General features: G+C 59.1%; 21 protein-coding genes and 6 pseudogenes. 19 read left to right on the top strand and 8 right to left on the bottom strand.

Going from position 1 to position 23295, the window contains the following annotated elements; genetic code table 11:
• Window positions 1-117 precede the first annotated feature (117 nt).
• Window positions 118-750 carry a GNAT family N-acetyltransferase gene (locus QA637_RS26270; protein WP_283065687.1) on the bottom strand — a complete coding sequence of 211 codons (633 nt, stop codon included), beginning with the start codon at window positions 748-750 and terminating at the stop codon, window positions 118-120.
• Window positions 751-777: 27 nt separating this feature from the next.
• Window positions 778-1815 carry a saccharopine dehydrogenase NADP-binding domain-containing protein gene (locus QA637_RS26275; protein WP_283065688.1) on the bottom strand — a complete coding sequence of 346 codons (1038 nt, stop codon included), beginning with the start codon at window positions 1813-1815 and terminating at the stop codon, window positions 778-780.
• 106 nt (window positions 1816-1921) lie between these two features.
• Between QA637_RS26275 and QA637_RS26280 the strand changes: the two genes are divergently transcribed.
• Window positions 1922-2542 (top strand): TetR/AcrR family transcriptional regulator, encoded by a 621-nt coding sequence (locus QA637_RS26280; protein ID WP_283065689.1) that lies wholly within the window; start codon window positions 1922-1924, stop codon window positions 2540-2542.
• 204 nt (window positions 2543-2746) lie between these two features.
• A pseudogene (locus QA637_RS26285) lies at window positions 2747-3321 on the top strand (aldo/keto reductase); the annotation flags it as partial.
• A 387-nt stretch (window positions 3322-3708) separates the two neighbouring features.
• On the opposite strand, the gene QA637_RS26290 reads toward QA637_RS26285, so the two are convergent.
• The gene (locus QA637_RS26290; protein ID WP_153437090.1) at window positions 3709-4185 is read right to left on the bottom strand and encodes an NUDIX hydrolase; all 477 of its coding nucleotides are present in this window, start codon (window positions 4183-4185) and stop codon (window positions 3709-3711) included.
• A 430-nt stretch (window positions 4186-4615) separates the two neighbouring features.
• Between QA637_RS26290 and QA637_RS26295 the strand changes: the two are divergent.
• The 8 genes and pseudogenes from QA637_RS26295 (at window position 4616) to ku (QA637_RS26330) (ending at window position 10878) form a co-directional block, all read left to right on the top strand.
• Window positions 4616-5259: pseudogene (locus tag QA637_RS26295) on the top strand (DUF47 domain-containing protein).
• Window positions 5259-6261, top strand: a pseudogene (locus tag QA637_RS26300) (inorganic phosphate transporter). Before QA637_RS26295 ends, QA637_RS26300 begins: the two co-directional pseudogenes overlap by 1 nt.
• Window positions 6262-6743: 482 nt before the next feature.
• Window positions 6744-7394, top strand: a complete 651-nt coding sequence (locus tag QA637_RS26305) for a GAF domain-containing protein (RefSeq protein WP_283065690.1) — start codon at window positions 6744-6746, stop codon at window positions 7392-7394.
• A gap of 372 nt (window positions 7395-7766) precedes the next feature.
• On the top strand, window positions 7767-8021 hold the full coding sequence (locus tag QA637_RS26310; RefSeq protein ID WP_234886764.1) for a hypothetical protein: 255 nt from the start codon (window positions 7767-7769) through the stop codon (window positions 8019-8021).
• Window positions 8022-8179: 158 nt separating this feature from the next.
• Entirely contained in the window at window positions 8180-8623 is a 444-nt protein-coding gene (locus QA637_RS26315; RefSeq protein WP_153437155.1) for an NUDIX hydrolase, read from the top strand.
• Window positions 8624-8853: 230 nt separating this feature from the next.
• Window positions 8854-9036, top strand: coding sequence for a hypothetical protein (locus tag QA637_RS26320; protein WP_283065692.1), 183 nt, complete (start codon window positions 8854-8856; stop codon window positions 9034-9036).
• Window positions 9037-9135: 99 nt separating this feature from the next.
• Window positions 9136-10050, top strand: a complete 915-nt coding sequence (gene ku, locus QA637_RS26325) for a non-homologous end joining protein Ku (RefSeq protein WP_283065694.1) — start codon at window positions 9136-9138, stop codon at window positions 10048-10050.
• A 12-nt stretch (window positions 10051-10062) separates the two neighbouring features.
• The gene (gene ku, locus QA637_RS26330) at window positions 10063-10878 is read left to right on the top strand and encodes a non-homologous end joining protein Ku (RefSeq protein ID WP_283065695.1); all 816 of its coding nucleotides are present in this window, start codon (window positions 10063-10065) and stop codon (window positions 10876-10878) included.
• Between the two features lie 1059 nt (window positions 10879-11937).
• Here the strand turns inward: ku (QA637_RS26330) and QA637_RS26340 are convergent.
• Window positions 11938-12048, bottom strand: a pseudogene (locus QA637_RS26340) (DUF3606 domain-containing protein); the annotation flags it as partial.
• A gap of 175 nt (window positions 12049-12223) precedes the next feature.
• On the opposite strand from QA637_RS26340, the gene QA637_RS26345 reads away from it, so the two are divergent.
• The 6 genes and pseudogenes from QA637_RS26345 to QA637_RS26370 all read left to right on the top strand — a co-directional run bounded on the left by QA637_RS26345 (window position 12224) and on the right by QA637_RS26370 (window position 16298).
• Window positions 12224-12586 (top strand): DUF2188 domain-containing protein, encoded by a 363-nt coding sequence (locus QA637_RS26345; RefSeq protein ID WP_283065696.1) that lies wholly within the window; start codon window positions 12224-12226, stop codon window positions 12584-12586.
• Between the two features lie 5 nt (window positions 12587-12591).
• Window positions 12592-12775 (top strand): annotated as a pseudogene (locus QA637_RS26350) (helix-turn-helix domain-containing protein); the annotation flags it as partial.
• A 201-nt stretch (window positions 12776-12976) separates the two neighbouring features.
• The gene (locus QA637_RS26355; protein WP_283065697.1) at window positions 12977-13444 is read left to right on the top strand and encodes a DUF3788 domain-containing protein; all 468 of its coding nucleotides are present in this window, start codon (window positions 12977-12979) and stop codon (window positions 13442-13444) included.
• 192 nt (window positions 13445-13636) lie between these two features.
• Entirely contained in the window at window positions 13637-14554 is a 918-nt protein-coding gene (locus QA637_RS26360) for an NADP-dependent oxidoreductase (protein ID WP_283065699.1), read from the top strand.
• Between the two features lie 246 nt (window positions 14555-14800).
• Window positions 14801-15181, top strand: a pseudogene (locus tag QA637_RS26365) (LysR substrate-binding domain-containing protein); the annotation flags it as partial.
• A gap of 526 nt (window positions 15182-15707) precedes the next feature.
• Window positions 15708-16298 (top strand): 3'-5' exonuclease, encoded by a 591-nt coding sequence (locus tag QA637_RS26370; RefSeq protein ID WP_283065700.1) that lies wholly within the window; start codon window positions 15708-15710, stop codon window positions 16296-16298.
• 162 nt (window positions 16299-16460) lie between these two features.
• Here the strand turns inward: QA637_RS26370 and QA637_RS26375 are convergent, their stop codons facing one another.
• Window positions 16461-16649 (bottom strand): hypothetical protein, encoded by a 189-nt coding sequence (locus QA637_RS26375; RefSeq protein WP_283065702.1) that lies wholly within the window; start codon window positions 16647-16649, stop codon window positions 16461-16463.
• A gap of 917 nt (window positions 16650-17566) precedes the next feature.
• On the opposite strand from QA637_RS26375, the gene QA637_RS26380 reads away from it, so the two are divergent.
• Together QA637_RS26380 and QA637_RS26385 are read left to right on the top strand one after the other, a co-directional pair.
• A complete protein-coding gene (locus tag QA637_RS26380; RefSeq protein WP_283065703.1) occupies window positions 17567-18646 on the top strand; it encodes an ROK family protein in 1080 nt (359 codons plus the stop codon).
• A 68-nt stretch (window positions 18647-18714) separates the two neighbouring features.
• Window positions 18715-18858 (top strand): hypothetical protein, encoded by a 144-nt coding sequence (locus QA637_RS26385; protein WP_153437102.1) that lies wholly within the window; start codon window positions 18715-18717, stop codon window positions 18856-18858.
• 53 nt (window positions 18859-18911) lie between these two features.
• On the opposite strand, the gene QA637_RS26390 is transcribed toward QA637_RS26385, so the two are convergent.
• Window positions 18912-19955, bottom strand: coding sequence for a capsular polysaccharide export protein, LipB/KpsS family (locus QA637_RS26390; protein ID WP_428843147.1), 1044 nt, complete (start codon window positions 19953-19955; stop codon window positions 18912-18914).
• Window positions 19956-20766: 811 nt separating this feature from the next.
• On the opposite strand from QA637_RS26390, the gene QA637_RS26395 reads away from it, so the two are divergent.
• Window positions 20767-20898 carry a hypothetical protein gene (locus QA637_RS26395; protein ID WP_283065705.1) on the top strand — a complete coding sequence of 44 codons (132 nt, stop codon included), beginning with the start codon at window positions 20767-20769 and terminating at the stop codon, window positions 20896-20898.
• Between the two features lie 344 nt (window positions 20899-21242).
• On the opposite strand, the gene QA637_RS26400 is transcribed toward QA637_RS26395, so the two are convergent.
• Window positions 21243-22142 carry a carbohydrate ABC transporter permease gene (locus QA637_RS26400; protein ID WP_153437104.1) on the bottom strand — a complete coding sequence of 300 codons (900 nt, stop codon included), beginning with the start codon at window positions 22140-22142 and terminating at the stop codon, window positions 21243-21245.
• A gap of 124 nt (window positions 22143-22266) precedes the next feature.
• Entirely contained in the window at window positions 22267-23199 is a 933-nt protein-coding gene (locus QA637_RS26405) for a carbohydrate ABC transporter permease (protein WP_153437105.1), read from the bottom strand.
• Window positions 23200-23295 lie beyond the last annotated feature (96 nt).

Here is a 23295-nt window from a genome sequence, read left to right on the forward strand (position 1 = left end):
GAACTCCAAGCGCCGTTCGGGCCAGAAAGCGGTCACTTGAAAGTCGATTCAGTGCAAATCAAAAATCGCCTGCTGGACCCCAAGAGAAGAACGGTCGAATCCTTCCCAGGAAAGCCATCAAAAGACGGGCATCATCGCAACGCGACGAAGTGGGTCGAGACCTTTAGCTTTTTCCGCCGCAAGGTTGGCGCTCAGGCGCTCCGGACATGCATCTCCCTCCACAATGTGGAATCCCAGTGACGTGTAGAACGGCGCGTTAAAGGGGGCGAGGCGATCCGTCGTTAGAGTTGCACCTTGGAGCTTTCTTGCACGGCCTTCGTCTAGCAGGGCTTTCATGATCTGCCTTCCTATGCCCCTTCTCTGCCAGCTTGGATGCACGTCCACTTCGCCAATGTGCAGGCAACCGTCCGCTATATACCCTCCGCCGTAGCCGACGGGGATGGCCTGCTCGTCGAATGCAGCGAATAGGAAGCCGGCATCGAGATATTGCTGCAGTTCGCCGTCACTGCTGGCCGCCGCTTCACCAGTCACGGCGCCCGCCCCGCGCAGGGTCTCGAATGAAGCTAGTTCTATCGTGCGTAATGCCGCAAAATGATCTCGGTTCGCTCTTCCTATACGGAAACTCACGTCGACCTCATCTACTTGGATTTCTGGTGCTCTACCCAACAGCGTTTTACTGATGCCGAGCTCGCGATCCAACGGTAGTTGCAACCTTTTCCCGGACGTCGAGAGTGAAGCGCGCACCTTCATTTCACTCCTCTTTGTTGGATTGCGTGGTCACCTCGCGGCAATTTCGAACGCCAAGTGATCGGGCTGGAGCGCGGTTAGCACCTCCTCGGCGTTGAGGATTTCGCCGGGCGCGTGTGCTCCTGCATGGCTGAACTGCCGGCCGAGAAGACGCTCGACGACCTCGCAGACGAGCGGTGCGGTGAAGGCGTAAATGTCCTGTCCTCGGGCAACAGTCCGTCGACTGGCTCCTTCGCGCCTCGCAACGACTTCGACGACGAACTGTTGCGCTGAGCGCCCGGTCGGGTCCGCCGCGTTCGGAGCGGGCGTCGCCTTGTCGCGAATGTCGCTGAGAGCGACCGCGCTCAAATAGGTGTGGAGCTCTGTTGTCTTCACGTGCCGAGAGATCAGAACGATCTCGGAGAATGGCATTTCGCTGACGATCTGACTGCCCAGCCCGGACCCGAACTCCCAGTGCTTCTGCGCAGGCGGGAGAGCCAAGGGACTGAGGCGGCCCTCGGAGACAACCATGCGCGTTGCCTTGTTCCGTTCACCGGTAACGCGGGTGCCGCGCGTCGGGTGCCAGCTGTCGAGTCCGATGAAGATGTCGATCGTGTCCGCAGACGTCCAGCCTCTCAACGTGGCGGTGACCAGCAGGTCGGCGAACCCGCCGTAGAACCCCATACCGGGGATGACCGCAACTCCGGCTTGGCGGGCAGATTCATCGAAATTCTCAAGGGTCGTTCCGACGCTCGGTTGCTCGGCGCTGACATCAATATAGTGGATCCCTGACTTTACCGCTGCAGCGGCCAACGCATCGGCGGTATCGAGGAATGGCCCTGCGCAATTGATCACGGCCTCTGCGCCGGCCAATACCCGCATTAGCGACCCCTCATCGTCGACGGTCGCTGGGCGGCAGAGCACCTCCGGCTCGCGAAAGTTTGCCGCTGCGAACGCCTCGGCACTGCGGGCGATTGCGATCGGCCGAAGCCCACGGCGCAACAATTCCGCGACCACGAAGCGGCCGGTATGCCCTGTTGCTCCAAATACCGCTACCGTCCCAGCGGTTATCATCACATTCTCTGTCATTAATTCCTCCATGCTACAGACCTGTCTGTTGCAGAGAAGTACATACAGGTCTGTAGCGCGTCAAGACCTTCCGTGCTATATCTGCTGGACAAAGTGGAGGCCGAGCATGTCGAGAATTGCATCCATTCCTGTCGGCCACGGCGCCAACGTCCGCAACAGGATCCTCGAAACCGCGTCAGAGCTCTTCTACAAGCAAGGCGTTCGGGCGGTAGGTGTCGACCTGGTGGTCGAGAAAGCCGGCGTCGCGAAGACGAGCCTCTACCGTCATTTCGGCACGAAGGACGATCTCGTTGCCGCGTTCCTGGAGCGCGAAGATCAGGACTTCTGGGGCCAGTGGGGTAGCGTGACAGCGCAACACCAAAACAACGCCAAGGCGCAGTTGGACGCCCATATGGGTTGGATTGGCGAACGTGTCGGAAGGCCGCACTATCGAGGCTGCCCACAGATCAACGTAGCCGCCGAGTTTCCTGAACCTGACCATCCCGCGCGCAAGATTGCCGAGGCCCATAAGCGCGAGATGCGGCGGCGGCTGAAAGTGATCGCGGAGCATCTCGACGTGGCTGCCCCTGATGAACTAGCGGGCCAGCTCGCGGTTCTGATAAACGGCGCCTTCGTCAGCTCACAAATTTTCGAGCCGGGCGAGGCCACGCCGCTGCTTCGGCGCGCGGCCGAAGCACTGATATCCGCTGGCGAGGCATCGAGGTCACGCTCGGGCCGACGGCAGTAACTCCGCCGCTTCGACGCGCGCCACGAGCAGCCGCCCATGCACCGGACCCCCGACTGCTTTCGACCAAAACCGCGACGGATGGGAACCGGGAAGATCGACCCCTGAGCCGGCATTCACCGATACCGTTCCTGAATTTTCGGTGATCGCCCCGTTGCGGATACTCTGACCACGAGGCACTCTGCCGCGGTGGAGGCCGTTCGCTGCATTCGGACCTCGGTGGAGCGCTCGCTTCGCCTCATGAATACCGACTACATTGACCTGCTTCTCATCCACAGACCCGACCCGTTCATAAACCACTTCGAGACCGGTGCGGTGCTGGATGCAATGGTCAAGGAAGGAAAGGTACGAGCTGTTGGAGTCTCGAATTTCCGGACCTGGGATTATGAATTGCTGCAGTCGGCGATGGCGACGCGATTGTCTGTAAATGAAATCGAATTAAGCTTGCTCGCTCGTGACGCGTTCACAAACGGTGACGTAGCCTTTTTCCAACAGCGCCAAATTCCGCTGATGGCGTGGTCTCCTTTGGCGGGAGGTCGATTGATAAACGACGCTGATGAAGGCTTAGCATCTGCTCTTGATCGCGTTGCTCACACGTATGGCGTAGATCGTGCAGCAGTCGCTCTGGCGTGGCTGCTGGCGCACCCGGCGCAGATTCTCCCGGTGCTCGGCACCAACAATCTCGATCGTATCCGCAATCTCTCGAAGGCCGGACAAGTCAAGATCGACCGGATGACTTGGTTCACTCTCTACACGGCGGCATGGGAGATGACGTTCCATGATTTGAGAGCATGCGTCAATGATGCATCGACGGCGCATGACGGTATGGTGGCGCATGGCGCACCGCGCCCGTTCAGCTCCCGTCGTCCGGCTTCCGCTCTTCACCCAGAGCGCATTCTTTCTTTCGTGTTCGTTAGCTCTAAAGTTGTTCGCCTCCTGCACATGTGTCTCGACCGACAGTTACATTCACCGATCTTTCGCGCTACCGGGATGTGGTCGCGGAGTCCCTATTAGAAGAGGTTCACACTATGTGGACCGACGTACGCTATTCTGTACCCTGTGTTCGCGCTGTGCTCGTGAACTCGTTCGCCTCGGCGAGATCTTTTCTGATGACGTCATCTTCCGAGAGAGACCTACTTGAGAGTGTGCAATGCCAAAAGCGGGGGAACTTACCCCATTTTCAGCATACTCGACAGAAGCCCTTTCAACTCAGGCTCTTGAACGCGCAATGCAGCTTCGGTCGGCGACAACCATTCGACTTTCCGCTGGTCGACTTCCGGGAATGTGCTGTCGACCTTGTCTACTTTCAAGGCGTGAACCTCCACGACGGTGGGTATCTTCTCGCCGTTATCGAGCGTCTTCAGGTACGTGTAATATCCCAACGGACGCTTCTTAGCCTTGCCGACCACACCGGCCTCTTCCCAGGCCTCACGCTCAGCAACCTGGTGAGATTTCAGCCCCTTGATGGGCCAGCCTTTCGGGACGGTCCAGCGACGCGAGTCACGGGTCGTTATCACGAGGACTTCTACGGAACCCTTGTCGCCCAGGCGATGGCAAAGCGCTCCAATCTGCTCGGCAGCGCCGTTCTTCATCATTGACCCTGCGAAGCTCGCAAGTCGCGTCAGGTGTCGTTCATTCTTCTTCATGGCGCAGCTCAATCGGCCTGAAACAGGGCTCGTCAAATTCTTGGGAAAGCAGTTGACGGACAATCTATGCCAATCTCTCTGCCCGGTCGACGGGACGCAAAAAATGAAAGCTGATGTATCAAGCGGAGCCAGGGAACCTTTCTGCCACTTGAAAAGTTTATTGCGCATCGCTCCTGAACCACCCGTTTGGGGGCGAGGAGTATTGCCATTACTTCAGCGCCCGCCGATTGGCGGGCGCATTTTATTGTGTGAGCCTAAGACAGACCGGGATATCTTGACCTGATCAGAGCCTGAGTCGCGCGAAGTCTAGCGTGCTGCGCCTGCACGGATCCCTGTGGGAAACGGCCATTTCCGGGGCCTTGGAACGTTCCCAGCTCGCACAGGTCCAATATGACGGATTTGTGACAATCGACAACCGCATGGATCGCCGATGCTCGGCCTGTTTCGCAAGCTCCTCCCTCGTGAAGACCGGTTCTTCGATCTGTTCGAACAGCATTCGCGCACGGTCATGGCGGCCGCGGAGGCGCTGAACGCGCTGCTCGCTGGCGGACCGGACATCGAACGCCATTGCGATCGCATCGTCCAACTTGAGGACGAGGCCGACGCGATCACCCGAGAGGTCCTGCTGGCGGTGCGCCGCAGCTTCATCACGCCCTTCGACCGCGGCGACATCAAGGATCTCATCCAGTCGATGGACGATGCGATCGACATGATGCACAAGACGGTGAAGACCATCCGGCTCTATGAGCAGAAAAGCTTCGATCCCGGCATGCAGGCAATGGGCGTCGCGGTCGTCGAGGACGCGCATCTCGTCGCCGAGGCCATTCCGCTCCTCAACCGGATCGGCGTCAACGCGCACCGCCTGAGCACGATCGCCGAGGAGGTGACCCGTGTCGAAGGCCGCTCCGACGAACTGCAGAGCAGGGCCTGAAGGACCTGTTCAAGCGGCATGGCAGCACCAATCCCATGGCCTATATCATCGGCAGCGAAATCTATGGCGAACTCGAAAAGGTCGTCGACCGCTTCGAGGATGTTGCCAACGAAATCAGCGGCATCGTGATCGAGAACGTCTGATGGACGCCACCCTCGCCTTCCCGCTGCTTGTGGGTCTCATCGGGGTTGCCCTGTTTTTCGATTTCCTGAACGGATTGCACGATGCAGCCAATTCGATCGCGACGATCGTCTCGACGCGGGTGCTGCGGCCGCAATATGCCGTCATGTGGGCGGCCTTCTTCAACTTCATCGCCTTCCTCTTCTTCGGTCTGCATGTGGCCGAGACGCTTGGGAAGGGCATCATCAATCCCGGCATCGTCACGCCGCAGGTCATCTTTGCGGCGCTGATTGGTGCGATCGTCTGGAACATCCTGACCTGGGTCTTCGGCATCCCGTCGAGCTCTTCGCACGCGCTCGTCGGTGGCCTCGTCGGCGCAGGCCTTGCCAAGGCCGGCTTCAGTTCCATCGTCTGGTCCGGCCTCCTGAAGACTGCCGGCGCCATTGTCATGTCACGGGGGATCGGCTTCGTGCTGGCTGTTTTGCTGGTGCTGATCGTCTCCTGGCTGTTCGTGCGCCAGACGCCATTCTCCGTCGACAACACCTTCCGAGGGCTGCAATTCGTGTCGGCCTCGCTTTATTCGCTCGGCCATGGCGGCAACGACGCGCAGAAGACCATGGGCATCATCGCCGTGCTCCTCTTTTCCCAAGGCTACCTCGGGCCGGAATTCCACGTGCCCTTCTGGGTGGTCCTCACCTGCCAGGCGGCAATTGCGCTCGGCACGCTTTTCGGGGGATGGAGCATCGTCCACACGATGGGATCGAAGATCACCAAGCTCAACCCGATGCAGGGCTTCTGTGCGCAGACCGGCGGCGCCATTACGCTTTTTGCCGCCACCTGGCTCGGCATTCCGGTCTCGACAACCCATACGATCACCGGCGCCATCATCGGCGTCGGCTCGGCCCGCGTCTCGGCCGTGCGGTGGGGGCCTCGCCGGAAATATCGTCGTCGCCTGGGTAATCACGCTACCAGCGGCCGCGCTAATATCGGCCGTTTCCTACTATGCAGTCGATATAATAGGCTAGAGAGTCTCACGCGCCTTCTAGCGGCTCGGCGAGACAAATAGCTAGCTTTGTCCAACAGCTTAATCCCCACCGCCTTGCATCAAGTCGAACCGCAGCCGTCATGCCAGGCAAAACCATTCAACCGGTTCTTTTGTCGGCGCAGAGCAGCCATTTGGCACTTATGCTGCGAATTTCTGGATTCCACACCCATCCACGACGCTGATGAAGGCGAATTCTCGACCCGAAGCGGCATTTGAACGTGCGGTGCAGCTGGACGAAGGGAGGGGTAGCGCGAAGCGTCCGCTCCTGGTGCTTCTGCGACGATGGGAATGGGAAAGATCGACACTCTACGGGCGTTCGTTCGCCCGCCCCAACGGGATGATTGGGTCGCAATTCCATCTTCCAGGCTCAGACGCACATGGCTGTGAGGTCACCTCGTCACAACTGATCAGATGGAGTATTCTAGCCGTTCCGGCCATCGGATTGGACGTGGGGCCCACCCGGTGGTGGACGGTAGCACTCGACGCAAGCTGATCGCAGGGGGATTCTGGGTGGAGGGGCACGAGGCGGATGAATCAAGCGCCAGTCTCAGACAACAGGTCGAACTGCTGAAGCGAGAGCTTGACGAGACCCTCGAACAGCAGACGGCGACGAGCGAAATACTGCGGGTCATTCCGATCTCGACCAGCTCCGCGCAGCCCGTCTTCGATGCGATAGCGAAAAGCGCAGCGAGGCTATGCGCGGCAGAATTTTGCTTTGTGTTTCGGTTCGACGGCGAGCTCCTGCATTCCGTCGCCTATCACGGCATATCGCGCGAAGGCATTGAAGCGGCCCACGCCAGTTTCCCGCGGAAACCCTACAGGGGCTACGTAACGGGGCGAGCCGTTCTCAGCGGTGCCATAGAGCAGATTCCTGACGTATTTGCCGATCCTGAATACCAGTTGCTGCCGCTGGCGAAAATCGTGTCGTATCGCAGCTCGATCGGCGTGCCGTCGATGCTGACCGGGCGGGCGATCGGAGCGATCGGCGTCAGTCGACGTGAGGTCGGATATTTTCCAGAACGGCAGATTGAGCTCCTGCGAACATTCGCCGATCAGGCCGTGATCGCCATCGAGAACGTGAGTCGAGGTGTGGCACGGGTGGCTGTAGGTTGAGCAGATCTGTTTCCGCCCCTTTCGTCTGGCGGTGCCTTAGTGGCTCGACCGTGACTCCCGTTTCCACACCCCGCTCATCGAACCGGACGTGCAGATCTCCCGCATCCGGCTCTCGGACAAGATTTCACGCCTTCACCCACGGCACGCCGCGTCCGAGACGGGTCAGACGTACCAGCCCGAATTGCTGGTATAGTCACGCCACTTGTGCCGCCGTCATGATGTAGGCCTCGTGCTCCTAGGTGGACACGTGAGCGGTCGTGGCTTTCTTCGTTCGAGAGTCTGCCATTCCCCTCTGTCTTAGGAGCCGTTCCGACCGCGGAGATCGGGAACCCTTGCTATGGTCAAGATGTTTGACTTCCAAGGAGGTCCCCTATGGCTCACGCAGACAAGATGAAAAGGCTGATTGAAGATTGTCAGAGAGACATCGCCGCCTACCTGCCGCCCAATAGCGCCATCGCGCCGGAAGAGCTGCTCAACAGGCTGGTGGCCCGGCTCGAAGGCCGCCAGGCTGAGGAGGCATTGGCCGATGAATGGCAAAGCTGGTGGCCGAACGATGATGCTGACCGCAACATAGATCCACTCCGGGAAAGGTTATACCGGAAGTCGCTTGACACTGGCGAGTGTTGAACCGCAACTGTGCAAGCGAGGCGGTTGGCTTTCCTGGCTCCGTTCGGGCGGTCAAATCCATGGAACATCTTTTTGCCAAATGGTTCAGCAGCCGCGCATCCCGATGTCTCATTCGCGTTAGTGGACCGGAATCGAAGTTGAAACCCGAGAGAGATGCCATGTCACAGGAAGCTCCGGAGGTCGAGTCTAACGAGTTACATGAGACAGAGGATGTCGAGCAGGCCGGCGCAATCTGCATCCGTCGCAGCAACGAGGCCACGTCGGAAGTCCTGCTCGTGGCGAGCCTCCGGCACGGCCGATGGGGATTGCCAAAAGGCCACATCGAAGAGCACGAGACTTCGAAATCGACGGCTGAGCGAGAGGCTTTCGAGGAGGCAGGCGTTATCGGCTCTGCTGACGCCCAACCGTTTGGCAGCTACCATTATTTCAAGGACAGCAGCACCAGGCGACATCGAGTGACCGTCCATATGATGAAAATGCGAGCAGTGGCCAACTCCTTTCCCGAAAAGACGATTCGCAAGACCAAGTGGTTTCCTGTCGATGAGGCTGCGAGGGCGGCCAGTCAGCCAGGCCTGCGGGCATTGCTGCTGAAACTGAGATAGGTCTGCCCTGACGCAATGGCGACATTGACGCAGCCTCACTGTCACGCCGTCGTCACGAACCGCGGCTAAACAACACCCACTCACCATTGACCACGGGGGTACTGGCAATGGCTGCGGGAAGGTCGGGTTAGCCCGGCCTTTTTAGTGATTCTTGCCATTGGCAGAGTGGTGGACGAGGAACTCAACTCTATCCGCCCCGTTCTTCTTCTCAAATCGGATGGAGTAGAACCATGACCACCAAAGACACCAACGCAAAACCGGAACAGGCGAGGCCTGCTGATGTCCATCAGCCTGCGGATCGAAAGAAGCGCGCTGACGAGGAGTCGATTGCGCCGCCGACCGTCCAGCCCCCCGGTGCCAAGGACAATAGCGAAAAGCCGGAAGTTAATCCTGTCACTGGCGGGGCCGCCTAATGGCTGCTCTGGTGATGTAATTGTTGAATTTATCAGCGATTTCGGAACAAAGGAGAACGTGATTCGGTTGACTCCGTCGGGTTACCTGAGGAGCAAACCATGGCAGTCGCGGGGCGAGCCCAATGGAAGGGCTATATCCGGTTTGGCGAAGTGACCGCGCCGGTGGCGCTCTACACCGCCACGTCGACATCCGAGCGGATCTCCTTCCACACGGTGAACCGAGAAACGGGCAACCGGGTGCGGCGCGAATTCGTCGACAGTGCGACCGGCAAGCCGGTGCAGAAGGAAGATCAGGTCAAAGGCTACGAGCTCGACAACGACAGGTACGTGGTGCTCGAGCCGGAGGAAGTCGCCGCGGCGGTACCGGAGAGCGACAAAACCTTGCATGTCGAGGCGTTCATTTCCTGCGAGGACATCGACAAAGTCTATTTCGACCGGCCCTATTACCTGACGCCGGACAAGATGGGCGCGGAGGCATTCGCGCTGCTGCGCGACGGCATGCACAAGAAGAAGGTCGCTGCCATCGCCCAGACAGTTCTCTTCCGGCGGATGCGGACCGTGCTGCTCCGCACGCACGAGAAAGGTTTGATCGCCACGACACTGAACTTCGACTATGAAGTCCGAAGCGCCAAAGAGGCGTTCAAGGAAATCCCGGAAATCAAGATCAAGGGCGAGATGCTCGACCTCGCCAAGCACATCATCGGCACGAAGAAGGGCACCTTCTCGGCCGACGAGTTCGACGACCGGTATGAGGCCGCGCTTGCCGAACTGGTCAAGGCCAAGATGGAAGGCAAGACCCTGCCGAAACGCGCTCCTCCGAAAGTTTCGAAACCAAATGAATTGCTGGAAGCCCTGCGCCAGAGCGCCGGTGTCAAGGCTGCGGCCGAACCGAAGAGACGCGCCGGCAAGGCCGCGGCAAAAGGGAGAGCAAAAGCAACGCGGGCGGCCGCAGCGAAGGCGAAGACAAAGACCGCCGCGAAGAGCGCACCCGCTCAACGTCGCCGGGCAAGCTAAGTGAGGTGAACGATGGCACCCCCACGTCCATATTGGAAAGGCTATCTCAAGCTCTCGCTCGTCACCTGCCCTGTTTCGATGATGCCGGCGACCAGTGAGTCGGAGAAGGTTCGCTTTCACACCCTGAACCGGAAAACGAACAATCGCGTCGTCTCCAGATACGTCGACGCCGAGACCGGCAAGGTAGTCGATGAAGAAGACGAGGCGAAGGGGTACGAACGCGGCGAAAACGAGTTCCTGGTGATCGAGGACGAGGAACTGGAGAGTGTCGCGCTCGAAAGCGCCCGGACCATCGACATCGAAAAGTTCGTGCCGCGCAACACGATCGAATGGGTCTGGCTGGAAAAGCCCCACTACCTGTCGCCGTCGGATGAGGTCGGCCACGAGGCGTTCAGCGTCATCCGCGACGCGATGGAAGCCGAGAAGGTCGTGGGCATATCCAGACTTGTCATTGGTCGGCGCGAGCGAGCTGTAATGTTGGAGCCATGCGGCAAAGGTATCGTCGTGTGGACTCTCCGTTATGGCGACGAGGTGAGGAAGCCGGAAAACTATTTTGACGACATCAGCGACGGCGACAATGATCCCAAGCTGATGAGCCTCGTTACATCGCTGATCGACGAACGGAGCAAACCCTGGAACCCGGACATGGTCCAGGATCCGGTACAGGAAAAACTCAAGGAGATAATCGAGAGCAAGCGCAAGTCAGCCAAGAAGGGCGCCAAGCCGAAAGGCAAGGATGAAGAGCCTGCCTACACCGGCAACGTGATCGACCTGATGTCGGCTCTGAAGAAGAGCCTCGAAAAGAAGTCGGGTGGCAAGAGTAAATAGGAGTTGGGACAACGAATTGGCGGGTTGGACCGGGCTCTGTCGGTGAGTTGCGACGGCCGCCAGTCGTGTGGGGACTGAAAACGAGGTGGGCCTATGCGGCCCCTCGCCTTGATCCCTGTCTGACGGCGGCATGAACGCAAGAACACGATGGAGACCGTCCGCGACGATCTTCGGACGATGCTGCGTTGTACATTCTGACAACGCCGGAGGAGATTGAACCGTGGCTAACAGCGGATTGGCAGCAGGCGCGCACCCTTCAACGGCCGTTGTCGGTTGACGCCATGACACTTTTGCCCGTTGAAGGGGAGCAGCAGGCATTTCTACTCTACCTACCCACTGCGTCACAAACAAAAGGCCCGGCGACCGGAAGCCCGCCGAGCCCGGGTTACAGCATCGCTTTGCTTGGGACATCGGCCGCTGGGACTTCGCCCGGTCTAAGGGTGACGTCACTGGTGGCCTGGTCCCTCGCGAGGCATGTTCCCTCGTGTAACCGCCAGCAATATTGCCATAGCCATAATGGGTTAAAAAGTGGGACTTAGGTCCGATGCCCTCCGCAAACGTCCTATGCACCTTTGAGCGGGGAACCACGCAAGGGGCACAGCGTTTGGAGGCTGTCGCTGTTTAGCGATCCGAGGCCCATTGCGATGGTTGGGGGTTCGCGAGGGACAGGAGGACCGCAATGTCCAAGCGCTCAGCAAGAAAAATTTCGCCAACGAAAGAGACCGAAGCCGTCCTTGTGGAGTAGGTCGTTCATGACTGGTGCAAAGTGCATCGAGTGGACCCTAAGAGCCATTTGGCAGTAATGGAGGGGCTGAGGGTTCTCTACATGATCCGCGAGTTTGATATGACGGATAAAGAGAAGCTTCTGGAGGAACTGCTGGACGGCGACGGACCTCGTGCTTCTTAGGCTAGCTCAGACTTCCCTGAAAGTCAGCAGAGAGCAACGCCCCAACTCGCCGGCGTGGCTCTATCTCTGTTCGCAATGACCGCACGTTCTATTTCTTCGCCAGATAATTCCATCACCTTCTCGCGGCTAGGGCCCGCGTCACGGATCGCTTACAGCGCCTTCTGTCGCGTTACCTTCGCCGTCTTCATCAGATAGGCGACCTCATGCTCTTGCGTGGATACTCGTGAACGGTCGCAGCCTTCTTTCTTCGGATGGTCTGCCATTGGTTTATCTTCCGTCGTCATGAAGAATAGGAGCCGTTTCGGCTGCGGCAAGGCCGGGAATCGTTGAGATGCCAAGCTAGCGAGCTTAGAGAGCTGTCATGCCGTTTTGCCCCTGGCTGCGCGGAACCAAGGTCACTGCCCGGAAGTTTTTGCTTCATCCAACGGGAGCAGCGCCATGGCAAAGCTAGAGTATGAGATAGTAGAGCACGACGGCGGGTGGGCGTACAAAGTCGATGACGTCTTTTCTGAAACCTTCCCAAGCCACGCCGATGCCCTTGCCGCAGCGGAAATTGCGGCGGGTCAGCATGAGCTTCCAGGTTCAACAGAAAATATCGAATTCCAGGACGCTGCTGGTAGCTGGCATGAAGAAGTCGCCTCGGGACTCGATCGACCACGTACTGAAGTCGTCAATACGCCGGCCCTGCGTTACGCCGAACGCCGAACCAGCGTGCATCGCGGGACTTTCGGTACATTTATGCTGCTTGCCGGAATTGGCTTTGCGGTTGGATACCTCCTTCGTCCTGCCCAACGGCGTTAGTTCGCTCCGCCCTCGACCTCTTGACCGATCTGCGGATGAGTCTGGCGGCCAACGAATTTAAGAAGAAGCCAGCAATAAGCACTGAAGCGGTGGCCGAGACGGTGGGATATCAATCCGTTTCCGCATTCCGGCATGTGTTCACTGATGACGCCGGGAGAATGGCGCCGACTGGCCAACAAGGGCGAGTAATCGTGCGACATAGATTCATGCGCGCAGCTTGATCCTTTCGCGCATCATATTGAGCTGATCCAGTCTCGATATTTGCACCCCCAGCCGTAAATTGGGTTCCGTAATCACTTGATGAGGGAGCCACCCGATGAACTGGATCAGTATCGCCGCCAACCAACCCGCAACCGGCGTCACCGCCGGACCGTAATATGAGGCCTGCAGATGATTTTACCAACCAGCACGCTTCGCCAGATCGGCGACAGGATAACTGACAAATCAGCATCGCCCGACGACAGCGCCGTTCGAGAATGGCTCGGACCGGAGGCATTCAGGTATTGGGCCGAACTGCGGAATTGGATCGACGAATCTTATCCTGGAGTTTTCGCGCCGGACTGGCTCTATGGTGGCAAGAACCCCGGCTGGTCCTTGCGCTACAAGAAAACCAAGGCGTTCACCACCTTGGTGCCGGAATACCGGCGGTTTTCGGCTGTCGTGGTCATGGGCGGAGCAGAACGAGAAAAGTTTGAGCAGCGGCGTTATGTCTGGCGCCCGCAACTGGTCAAACTCTACGATGAAGCCAAAACATACATCGACGGGAAATGGCTGACCCTTGCCATCTCATCGGCAGATGATCTGCACGATGTATCCGAGCTTCTGGCGATGAAGCGCCCGTCACCATCGCGCGGTTGACTGTCACAGAAATCCTGGATTCGCGGTGCGGCGACTCTACGGAACGCGAGCGTCGATCTCATCGACATCGCACATCAAGTCGAGATCAAGATCGTCGCGGTAGCGAACCGATCGCCATATTCGTGCGGGATCGAAGGCTTTCCGCGCCTGTAATTTACTTTGACCCAACGAATGTCTGAGGAGATTAATCCCATGAAAGCGATCGTAGCAAGTGATCAAGCCGCGGGAACGGCCGGCATCAAGCTGGTGGAGCGGCCGGAACCGCAGGCGGCGATAAACGATGTCATCGTTGAAGTTCATGCGTCGGGGTTCGTCCCGACCGAACTGACCTGGCCCTCCACCTGGGCCGATCGCGTCGGTCGCGGGCGAACACCATCGATTCCCGGGCATGAGCTGGCCGGGGTGGTCACCGCTCTAGGCTATGGTACGACGGGACTGTCGGTGGGGCAGCGTGTGTTCGGCCTCACGGACTGGTATCGCGACGGCACCCTGGCAGAGTATGTGGCTGTCGAGGCGCGCAACCTCGCACCGCTGCCGGGCGAGGTCGACTTTACGGTTGGAGCGAGCCTGCCGATCTCGGGCCTGACCGCATGGCAGGGACTGTTTCAGCACGGCCGCCTTCAAGCCGGCCAGAGCATCCTTGTGCATGGTGCCGCCGGCGCAGTTGGCTCGATAGTAGTGCAGCTAGCGCGCGAGTTTGGTGCCTACGTCATTGGCACCGGACGCTCCGCCGACCGTCAGAAGGCACTCGAGTTCGGCGTGCAGGAGTTCCTGGATCTTGAAAACGATGTCCTCGAAGACGTGGGCCGCGTCGATCTGGTGTTCGATGTCATCGGCGGCGACATCGGGAAACGGTCCGCAGGCCTGACACGAGCCGGAGGAACGCTGGTCTCTATCGTTGGCCCAGTCGAGGCGCGGCCCACCGACGGTCTGGCGATCGACTTCGTCGTCGAATCCGATCGTGCCCAACTGGGCGAAATCGTCCAGCGGGTACGGGACGGACGCCTACGGACGAACATCGGCAACGTCTCTAGGCTCGATAACGCCATCGCCGCCTTCAACTCAACCGAGCGACGCACCGGGAAGACCATCATCCACATTCATCCATGACTTCGGGGATCGACACATCGAGCCATCGAATGGCGAACGCGGTCCTCGACTTGAGTCTTGATGGCCGGAGCAACACTCCGGCCGACACGCTAGCGAAATGCCTCTGGGACGCCCGCAGCTACGGGGCGGCCGCGACCGTGCTCTTGAGCGGATACGAACTGCAGACCAGAGATTTCAACAAAGCCGGTGTTGAGCCGGCCCTGAGAGCTTCGCTATTTTCGTTTATTTCGTTTATTGCGTCTGCTCCGGCACGGTCGGCCCGAGCATCCGCGCGATCTGCTTGACCATGCCTGTCTGCGCCACCGCTTTCCAAGCGGCGTGACGCCGCCGTGGGAATTCGAGCGCAACGGCGAGGAGGTGCGGATCGATCGGACTGGTCCGCTGGTCGTGACAGCCGGCGGAGCAAGCGACCTCGCCGTCGATGCGGCGATCGCCGGTCTCGGCATCGTCGGCCTGTTCGAAGACTGGCTGCGTCCGTATTTTGACAGCGGCGTCCTCGAGCCCGTTCTTGAGCCATGGTGGGAGCGCTTCTCGGGTCCATTCCTCTACTATCCCGGACGACGCCTGGTGCCCACGCCGCTTAGGGCATTCATCGACTTCATCAAAGCGTCGGCCGGCCAATCCTGACGTTCGGTGGACGAACAACGAGCGTACGGCCACTCCAGGGTGCCGTCATGGTCCTGAATGTCGTCTGTACCCAAATGGTGGCTGTCAGGTGTGAGCGATGTCGGCCGCTGTTAGCTCCTGCTGGCGCCCGCCTTGAGGTCACCAACGCGGGACGCTTACGTTCTAAGGATAAATCTTGCACAGCCGAGTAGAGCTGCAGAGGGTGTCGGTCCCTGCGGCTCCGGTCGCGAGGTATTTTTCGTTTAGCCGGGGGCTCAGTCGCCCTGTTCCATCCAAGGGAACTGCTTCGAACGTCGCCTGTAAAGTAGCATAGGGGGCTGGGGTGGATTCAATCGGCGCGGCTACTGATCGGCTCGCGCAGCTCATTTGGGAGCTCTGACCGCTTTGCCGCCGAGTGGAGACCTCGTGGAGCTTTCAAATCGCATAACCGCGGATGGTTTTGCCCATCTATCAGTCGAATGGTTTGCAGCTTTGCCGAATCACGTTGGCTCGTTAGAGGTTATACAAGACCACGACGGATACGCTCTTGAAGACCATAGCAATCGACTTCGAAACTGCAAACGAACAGCGTGGCAGCGCCTGCTCTGTAGGCCTCGCCTGGATAGAGGATGGGCGGGTGGTGAGGATTGAAGAGCGGTTGATCCGACCGAAGGACATGCGCTTTTCCTCCTTCAACATCGCAGTTCACGGTATCCGGCCCGAGCACGTACAAGACGCCGGCGAATTTCCCGAGGTGATGGACGAGTTCGCCGATGACTTCCGTGGCGCGACCATGATTGCGCATAACGCAGCCTTCGACTTCAGCGTCTGGCGATCATGTCTTGATCTCTACCGACGGAGCTATCCGCAACTGTCGTATCTGTGCTCGGTCAAGATGGCGCAAAAGGTCTGGCCGCATCTCGGATCACATAGGCTCAACATCTTGGCCCGTCATCTCGGCCTGAGTTTTTCTCATCACAACGCCGCGGAAGACGCGGCCATCTGCGCCGAGGCGGCGATAGCCATCGCCCGGTCACTAGGCGTTTCGCATATCCGCGACATCCCGATGAAGATCGGCATGAGGGCCGGCCGATTGTTTTCAGGCGGCTATGCTGCCTGCACCTGCCGAAAGGCCTGATCAGGCAAAATCTCTGACGGGATCAACAGATGGGAATTGAAGACCAGTCGCAGCGGCGCGCTTCCCTCGACCTACACAGGCATAAACGCTTGAACACTCGAGCGCGTCCCCGGAGTCGTCGCGCGAACGGCCTGAATCTGTACCTTCGGTGTGCTGGGGTCGTTAATCGTCTATCGGCAGGTGGAATCCCCAAGGCAAATTCACCGCCCGCACCGGTTCATCATCTTCAAGCGGCGGGCGTGTCGCTTCGGCATTCACAGAAAGAGCCGCCAGCACAGCCTTCAGTGCGAGAGGACGATAGTGGTCAACGAGTTCCGACGGCTTGTCTTCGCTGTCAGGTTTATCCGACATGGTGTTCTCCACGTCAGTTGCTAACTGTTTCCGGCTTTGAAAAGGGCACCATCTGACCGAGAGCCTCAGCAATAAACGATTCTACCCCCGCCTTTATTGGAACGAATCAAGCACCACTGCCAGTCACGCGGCGCTTCGATACGGCAACTCCTCAAGGTAGATTCGACGGGGCCATGAACCGGTAATACGCCCACACCAGGATCACCCCGCTGTCACCGCGAGTCAGGCAGCGCCTTGCGGTGACTTGTACCGGCCAACCTTCGCTCCCGCTTTGGTTTCCGTGGTTTAAACTTAATCTGTTATCGTCGCTCATACGGCCCCTTGGCGGGGGACCTCGCAGTAAGGCGCTACAGGTGTGCTCCGGTCGAACCTGCATCGCGAGTCTCAGCAGTAGCGGCACGATTTCACCGCTCCCGCCGCTGACGTACCTGCCGCCAAACATCAGCGGACCTTCGCAAGGAAACGCTGAAGGTGCTCGCTTTTTTGATTCGACATCACCTGCTTCTGACGAAGGTTGCAGGACGGTAGGGATCTTGTCCCGCCAGCATACGTGCGAGCATATGGCTGATACGGTCCTGCGCGCCGTAGGAAGGAGTAGAGGGTACGAAATCGCATGTTTCGAGTGGGCAGCCGTCAGGTCGCCCGATGAGGAAGCGCTGAGATGGCGGCCGGATTTGTGGCGCCGGGAGAATGCTAGCACGCAATCAAGGGGCCACATGTCACCGGACCACAGTAGCGATGAGGCGAATGTGCTGCTGACGAACGCAGCCTCATGTCATCCAGGCTCTGCGCCCACCATCAATCGACTTGTTTCGGGACTTGACGCCTTGAGGTCGGAACATCGCCCCCGCCGCTCACGTTTATCACTCACTCCGGTCTCGGATCAGTTCAGGTGAAGCGTCATACGGGAGGGTTGCGTGGGCAGATCCGCGAACGAGAAAGAAAACGGCGTCCTCCTCACGCATGGTGACGACGATCTGCCGTCAGTCACCGTCGATGACTACAATATCGAACTGCGAAGCTCCGACGGCTTTTTGGGTGACAAGGCCAACAAATATGCCTTCCAGGAAAAGCTCGAAGCCTGGCGCAAGCGCGTGCGCAAGGGGGGGACCGATCCACTCGGCAAGACGCCAACCGGCGACCTGTCGAAAAAGGAGATCGATGCCCTTCTCGTTGGCGACGACAAGGAGGCAGCCGCCCTGGTCATGGCAGCGGTTGACGATTTCGCAGACGAACTCGCCACTGTTCTCGACAGATTGCTGCACCAGAAGAGCTGGAAGAATACGGAACGCGTCGTGGTGGGCGGCGGCTTCAGTGAGCGCGCCGTAGGCGAATTGGCAATAGCCCGCGCGATGGTGCTGCTGAAGTCCAAGGGCACCGAGATTGAGCTCACGCCGATCGCTCACCACCCCGATGATGCAGGGCTTATCGGCGCCGTGCACCTCATCCCGTCCTGGATGCTGAAGGGGCACAAGGCGATCCTTGCCATCGATATTGGTGGCACCAATATTCGCGTGGGCATCGTCGAGATGCACCTGAAGGAAGAGGCGAACCTCTCGAAGGCCAAGGTCTGGAAGTCAGATATTTGGCGGCATGCGGACGACAAGCCCAGCCGGACCACGGCGATTGAACGTCTCATCTCCATGATCGAAAAACTTATCGACAAGGCGGACAAGGCAGATCTCGACCCGGCCCCCGTCATTGGCGTCGCCTGTCCTGGTTTGATCGACGCCGATGGATCGATCGTGCGCGGCGGTCAGAACCTGCCGGGCGGCAATTGGGAAAGCGAGCACTTCAATCTGCCCGCGGCGATCAAGGAGGCCATTCCGCAAATCGGCGACGACGAAACCTTCGTGATCATGCATAACGACGCCGTCGTCCAGGGCCTTTCGCAGGTATCTTCCATGCAGGATGTCTCCAGTTGGGGAGTTCTGACGATTGGCACCGGACTCGGCAACGCCCACTTCACCAACAAGCGTGAACGCGATACCGATTGAGCTCCTGCATTTTTCCTTCAACCGTGCCCGATTTGAGGCGCACACAGATCATGGGGAGGACGGCGCAGATGAACCGGAATGGGCTCTATCTCATTATCGCAGTTCTTGCTGCCGTTGCGATCGGGCTCGGCATCTATGTCTATCGCGAAGAGAACAAGCCGGGCGTCGAGATCAGGATTGGTGAAGATGGTGTTTCGGTGGAGGAGAACTGACGACAGTCCCGGCCGTTGAGGGACCGGCCCGTGCACAGGGCAGTGGAGGCGGTTTATGCGTGCCGTGTCGCGCCGATCTCGGCAACGAGCAAATCGATCGCCGCGAACACGTCCATCGGCTGCCAGTCTTTCGGATTGCGATAGCTCGGATAGAGCCCGAGCGTTGCCGCGGTGAGCTGATCGAGCGTCGGTCTCGCACAGCTGCGGCGCGCCGAGGCCGCATCGGCCGCGCCGGTCGCCCGATCATCCGTCAGCCCCCATCCAGCGTAGAACGGCACGGCGTAGCAACGCACGGGTATCTTCCGGAGTAACGCATCGAAGCCGACCTGGCTCGAAACGGTCCAGACCTCATCGACGACGTCGAGTATCGAAGCGACCGACACGCGGTCGGCCAGGAGAACGACGCCCGCTGTTCTCGCCGCGCGCTCGGTCATATAGCCTTTGCGGTAACCGGCCATGACGTCCGGATGCGTGCGCACGACGCATTGCGCGCCACTTGCCAAGGCATCGTCGAGCATTCTGTCGAAGGAATGATGGCTCCCGAGCGCTCGCTCCACCGAGACGTCACCGAAGACCTGGTCGACAAGCAGAATACGCCTGCGCGTGCTCTGTTCGATCGACAGCGGGTTATGGGGCAGATTGTTGTATTTCGACAGTTTATGTTCGATCATCCGCTCGCGGATGCTCTCCCCAAAGCTGTCCCAGCCGCCTTTGGCCGCGGCGGCGATCAGCAGTTCCAGCCGCGACGCCTTCCCGCCGTCAACAGGAAGCGCACGGTCATCCACGATGATCGAGACGGGCGCGGCACCATCCTTGCCAAGACCGACCGAGCGTAAGAAGCCGTCTTCAAGATGCCAATGCGGCAATCGCCGCAAGCGGGCAACGGCCATCGCACTTTTCGCCGGAATGCGGCCACCCCACGAGATTATTCCGTCGATTCCTGGAGAGAGCGTGGAGCCGAGCGGAATTCCGCCAAAATAGTGGCCGAGCCATGGGAACGCATTGCGGACAAAGAACGTCGCGCCAAGCCTGGTTCCCTCCGGCGGATACCAGACCTTGTCCGTCGCGCCCGGCAAGTTATCCACAGCTTTTAACACAAGCACCTCATCTCGGGCACCACATCTCAGGGCTGTACGGCGCCGATTGCTTCCTCACTTTACGCCCAAGAACCAGTTTAGACGCGAAAACGCAATGGCCTTGGTGGCTGCCGGCCTTTCTGACCGAATCGGTTTTCTGAAACAAGCCGGAGGCAGGGCTCCGGACACCATCCCAAGTGCCTCTGGCGTGTTCGATTTCGGCCCCGCGCCCTCAAACCTCAGACCATAGTCCCATGCCTCTCAGACTTAGTGCCGATACCCAGTTTTCAGCACTGCGGTAGCCTTTGTAACCTTGTGAAAAGGTTCGTGGAGTTTGTTGTGACGAAGATCTTGGTTGTGGCTATGTCGCTCGTAATGGTTGGCTTCTGGGGCTCTGTGGGCGTTCTGATTTACTCGCTGCTCACGTGATCCGATGGAGGCGTATGTCTTATTTACTGGCGGAACCAGCCGCGGCCCCCTATAGTTTCCCCTGGTAATGGAGGTTGCCAGAGGAGGATCACATGAGCGACACCACTTTCGGGTTTCTGATAGCGGCTGAATTATCAGCGTTATTTTGGGCCGCAGTGCTTATGACGGCCTTTTCGGCCTGGTGATCGCCCGCTCGGCTTCATCAATCCCCAATGCCCTGTGTGGCCACCGACGGCCACACGTTCGCGCTCGCAGTTCCCCTCCTCCGGCAGCTTTCCGCGTGCCGCGGCGGCAGAGCCCGGCGGCCGACCGGTGTGTTACCTCGGAGACTCGACCGTCCAACTCCGATGATGTTTCCATATCGTCGAAACTGTTCTTGGGATGCAGCCAGGGCTGAAAGAAGATGGTTTACGATCGGCATGACAGGCGTTCGCGCCGCATTCAGATGATCAGGTTTTTCGGTGCGCTGTTGCTGCCGGTGATTTTGCTCGGCTCGGCGATCGCCGCGGCCGAGTGGATGGGAAACACGCTTTGAAACTTGTCGGCGCGCAGTGGGACCGTCTTCGAATTGTCACGAAAACCAGCGCATCCATTTGAGTAACACGCTCGCACACAGGTGGTAAGCCGTTTTGGCGAATGGCAGCTTTCCCGCTCTGGTGGTAAATATCGATCCAGCCGTTTGGAAAAGCTGACGGTCAGGGGCCTGCGCCGTCGATTACAAATCGCTGCAGGCCTCGCCCAACCTTTCCCCGTGGTTTCACCCACTCGACATCAGCGTCTTCCCGCCTATCCCGTGCACGTGAACCGAGTGCCGGGTGCGAGTCAGAGCGTGCCGGCCGTCGGCGAAATGCCGCGGCGTTCTTCCGCAAAAAATGCCCCCTACTCCTTCACGGCGCCCGTCATGGACGAAACATAGTAATCGACGAAGAACGAGTAGAGGATCACAACGGGCAACGAGCCGAACAGCGCTCCTGCCATCAGCGCGCCCCACTCGAACACGTCGCCACGCACGAGTTCGGTCAGTACGCCCACAGGAACGGTCTTGTTCTCCGAAGACTGAATGAATGTCAGTGCATAGATGAATTCGTTCCAGGAGAGCGTGAACGCGAAGATGCCCGCCGATATCAGCCCGGGCACGGCAAGCGGCAGGATGATCTTGACGAGGATCTGCCAGCGTGTCGCACCATCCACGAGCGCGCTCTCTTCGAGCTCGAACGGAATCGAGCGGAAATACCCCATAAGCAGCCAGGTGCAGAAGGGGATGAGGAAGGTCGGATAGGTGAAGACCAGCGCCAGCCTGGAATCGTAGATCCCGAACTTGAAGACTATGAAAGCGAGCGGAATGAAGAGGATCGACGGCGGCACCAGATAGGCGAGGAAGATCATCAGCCCGACTGGCCGCGAGCCGGTAAAGCGCACCCGCTCGATCGCGTAGGCTGCGAAGACCGAGGCCGCAAGCGAGAGGATCGTGGAGCCGACGGCGACGAGCATCGTGTTCCACAGCCAGCCTGGGTAGGAAGTCTCGAAGAACAGATACTTGATGTGGTCGAGCGTCGGGCCGACGACCCAGAACGGGCTGTAATTGGTGTAGTCGGTCAACTGGGCATTCGGCTTCACTGCGGTGATTGCCATCCAGTAGAACGGAAACAGAAGCACGAACACGAAGACCGCCATCGGCAGGTAGAGCACGACGATCCGGCGCGGGAGGCGGTTGAGGTAGCTCATGCCCTCCGCGTGGTCGGTAAGGACGTCGTCAGGGATTTTCGTGGTGGTGTTCAAGGCAAAACCTCCTGGATCACGATGATTTGGGGTCGTATCGACCCAAAATCATAAACGTGATCGATTCTAATAAGTTAGAGCGGGATGCGGGCGGAAAACCGCGCACACTTTTCCTCATCCCGCTCTAGTCCTGACCGCCCTGTTGCCATTTGCGGCGCTGCAGCCCGAAGAAGCTGAACATGATCGCAGCAAGCAGGAAGGGGATCATGGCCACGGCGATCGCCGCCCCTTCGCCAAGCTGACCGCCCGGAATGCCGCGCTGGAAGGAAAGCGTCGCCATCAGATGGGTCGCGTTCACCGGTCCGCCCTTGGTCAGCACGTAGATCAGCTGGAAATCGGTAAAGGTGAAGAGCACCGAGAAGGTCATGACGACGGCGATGATCGGCGTCAGCATCGGCAAGGTCACATAGCGAAAGCGTTGCCAGTTGGTGGCACCGTCGAGCGAGGCCGCCTCCTGCAGCGACGCCGGGATTGTCTGCAGCCCGGCGAGCAGCGAGATGGCGACGAAGGGAATGCCGCGCCAGACATTGGCGGCGATAACCGAAATCCGGGCGTTGGTCGGATCGCCGAGGAAGTTGATTGGTCCATCGATCAGCCCGAGCTGCATCAGCGACCAGGAAATGATCGAGAACTGCGAATCGTAGATCCACCAGAAGGCAAGTGCCGAAAGCACGGTCGGCACGACCCATGGAAGCAGCACGATCGCCCGGAAGAATGACTTGAACGGCAGGTTTTCGTTGAGCAGCAGGGCAAGCCACAGGCCAAGCACGAACTTCAGGATCGACGCGACCGAGGTGTAGAGCAGCGTGTTGAAGACCGAGAGCCAGAAAACCGCGTCCTCCGCAAGGAAGATATAGTTCTCAAGACCGATGAAAATGCCGTCGCGGCCGATGCGCGTGTCGGTGAAGCCGAGCCAGACGCCGAGCCCGAGCGGATAGGTGAGAAAGCAGACCAGGAACACGGCGGCCGGCAGCATGAACAGGAAACCAAGCACGTTGTTGTTCTGCATGAGCGAAGCCATGAAGGATGGCGGCTTTCCGGACGGTACGGTGGGCATCGAACTTCTCCGCGGGTGATCTCGCAGTTTACGCCGACAGGTTCCGCCGGCGCATTTCAGGCTTCGGGCGGCTCGCTCAAGAGCCGCCCGAAACTG

Source organism: Sinorhizobium terangae (assembly GCF_029714365.1).
In the GTDB taxonomy this organism is placed as follows: domain Bacteria; phylum Pseudomonadota; class Alphaproteobacteria; order Rhizobiales; family Rhizobiaceae; genus Sinorhizobium; species Sinorhizobium terangae.

What these genes read in the sequence shown, in the direction of transcription:
- QA637_RS26275 (WP_283065688.1), bottom strand. Translation starts at nt 1,815, where the DNA reads ATGACAGAGAATGTGATGATAACCGCTGGGACGGTAGCGGTATTTGGA.
- QA637_RS26395 (WP_283065705.1), top strand. Translation starts at nt 20,767, where the DNA reads ATGGTTTACGATCGGCATGACAGGCGTTCGCGCCGCATTCAGATGATC.
- QA637_RS26345 (WP_283065696.1), top strand. Translation starts at nt 12,224, where the DNA reads ATGGCAAAGCTAGAGTATGAGATAGTAGAGCACGACGGCGGGTGGGCG.
- QA637_RS26405 (WP_153437105.1), bottom strand. Translation starts at nt 23,199, where the DNA reads ATGCCCACCGTACCGTCCGGAAAGCCGCCATCCTTCATGGCTTCGCTC.
- QA637_RS26315 (WP_153437155.1), top strand. Translation starts at nt 8,180, where the DNA reads ATGTCACAGGAAGCTCCGGAGGTCGAGTCTAACGAGTTACATGAGACA.
- QA637_RS26360 (WP_283065699.1), top strand. Translation starts at nt 13,637, where the DNA reads ATGAAAGCGATCGTAGCAAGTGATCAAGCCGCGGGAACGGCCGGCATC.
- ku (WP_283065695.1), top strand. Translation starts at nt 10,063, where the DNA reads ATGGCACCCCCACGTCCATATTGGAAAGGCTATCTCAAGCTCTCGCTC.
- QA637_RS26385 (WP_153437102.1), top strand. Translation starts at nt 18,715, where the DNA reads ATGAACCGGAATGGGCTCTATCTCATTATCGCAGTTCTTGCTGCCGTT.
- QA637_RS26290 (WP_153437090.1), bottom strand. Translation starts at nt 4,185, where the DNA reads ATGAAGAAGAATGAACGACACCTGACGCGACTTGCGAGCTTCGCAGGG.
- QA637_RS26270 (WP_283065687.1), bottom strand. Translation starts at nt 750, where the DNA reads ATGAAGGTGCGCGCTTCACTCTCGACGTCCGGGAAAAGGTTGCAACTA.
- QA637_RS26320 (WP_283065692.1), top strand. Translation starts at nt 8,854, where the DNA reads ATGACCACCAAAGACACCAACGCAAAACCGGAACAGGCGAGGCCTGCT.
- QA637_RS26355 (WP_283065697.1), top strand. Translation starts at nt 12,977, where the DNA reads ATGATTTTACCAACCAGCACGCTTCGCCAGATCGGCGACAGGATAACT.
- QA637_RS26310 (WP_234886764.1), top strand. Translation starts at nt 7,767, where the DNA reads ATGGCTCACGCAGACAAGATGAAAAGGCTGATTGAAGATTGTCAGAGA.
- ku (WP_283065694.1), top strand. Translation starts at nt 9,136, where the DNA reads ATGGCAGTCGCGGGGCGAGCCCAATGGAAGGGCTATATCCGGTTTGGC.
- QA637_RS26375 (WP_283065702.1), bottom strand. Translation starts at nt 16,649, where the DNA reads ATGTCGGATAAACCTGACAGCGAAGACAAGCCGTCGGAACTCGTTGAC.
- QA637_RS26280 (WP_283065689.1), top strand. Translation starts at nt 1,922, where the DNA reads ATGTCGAGAATTGCATCCATTCCTGTCGGCCACGGCGCCAACGTCCGC.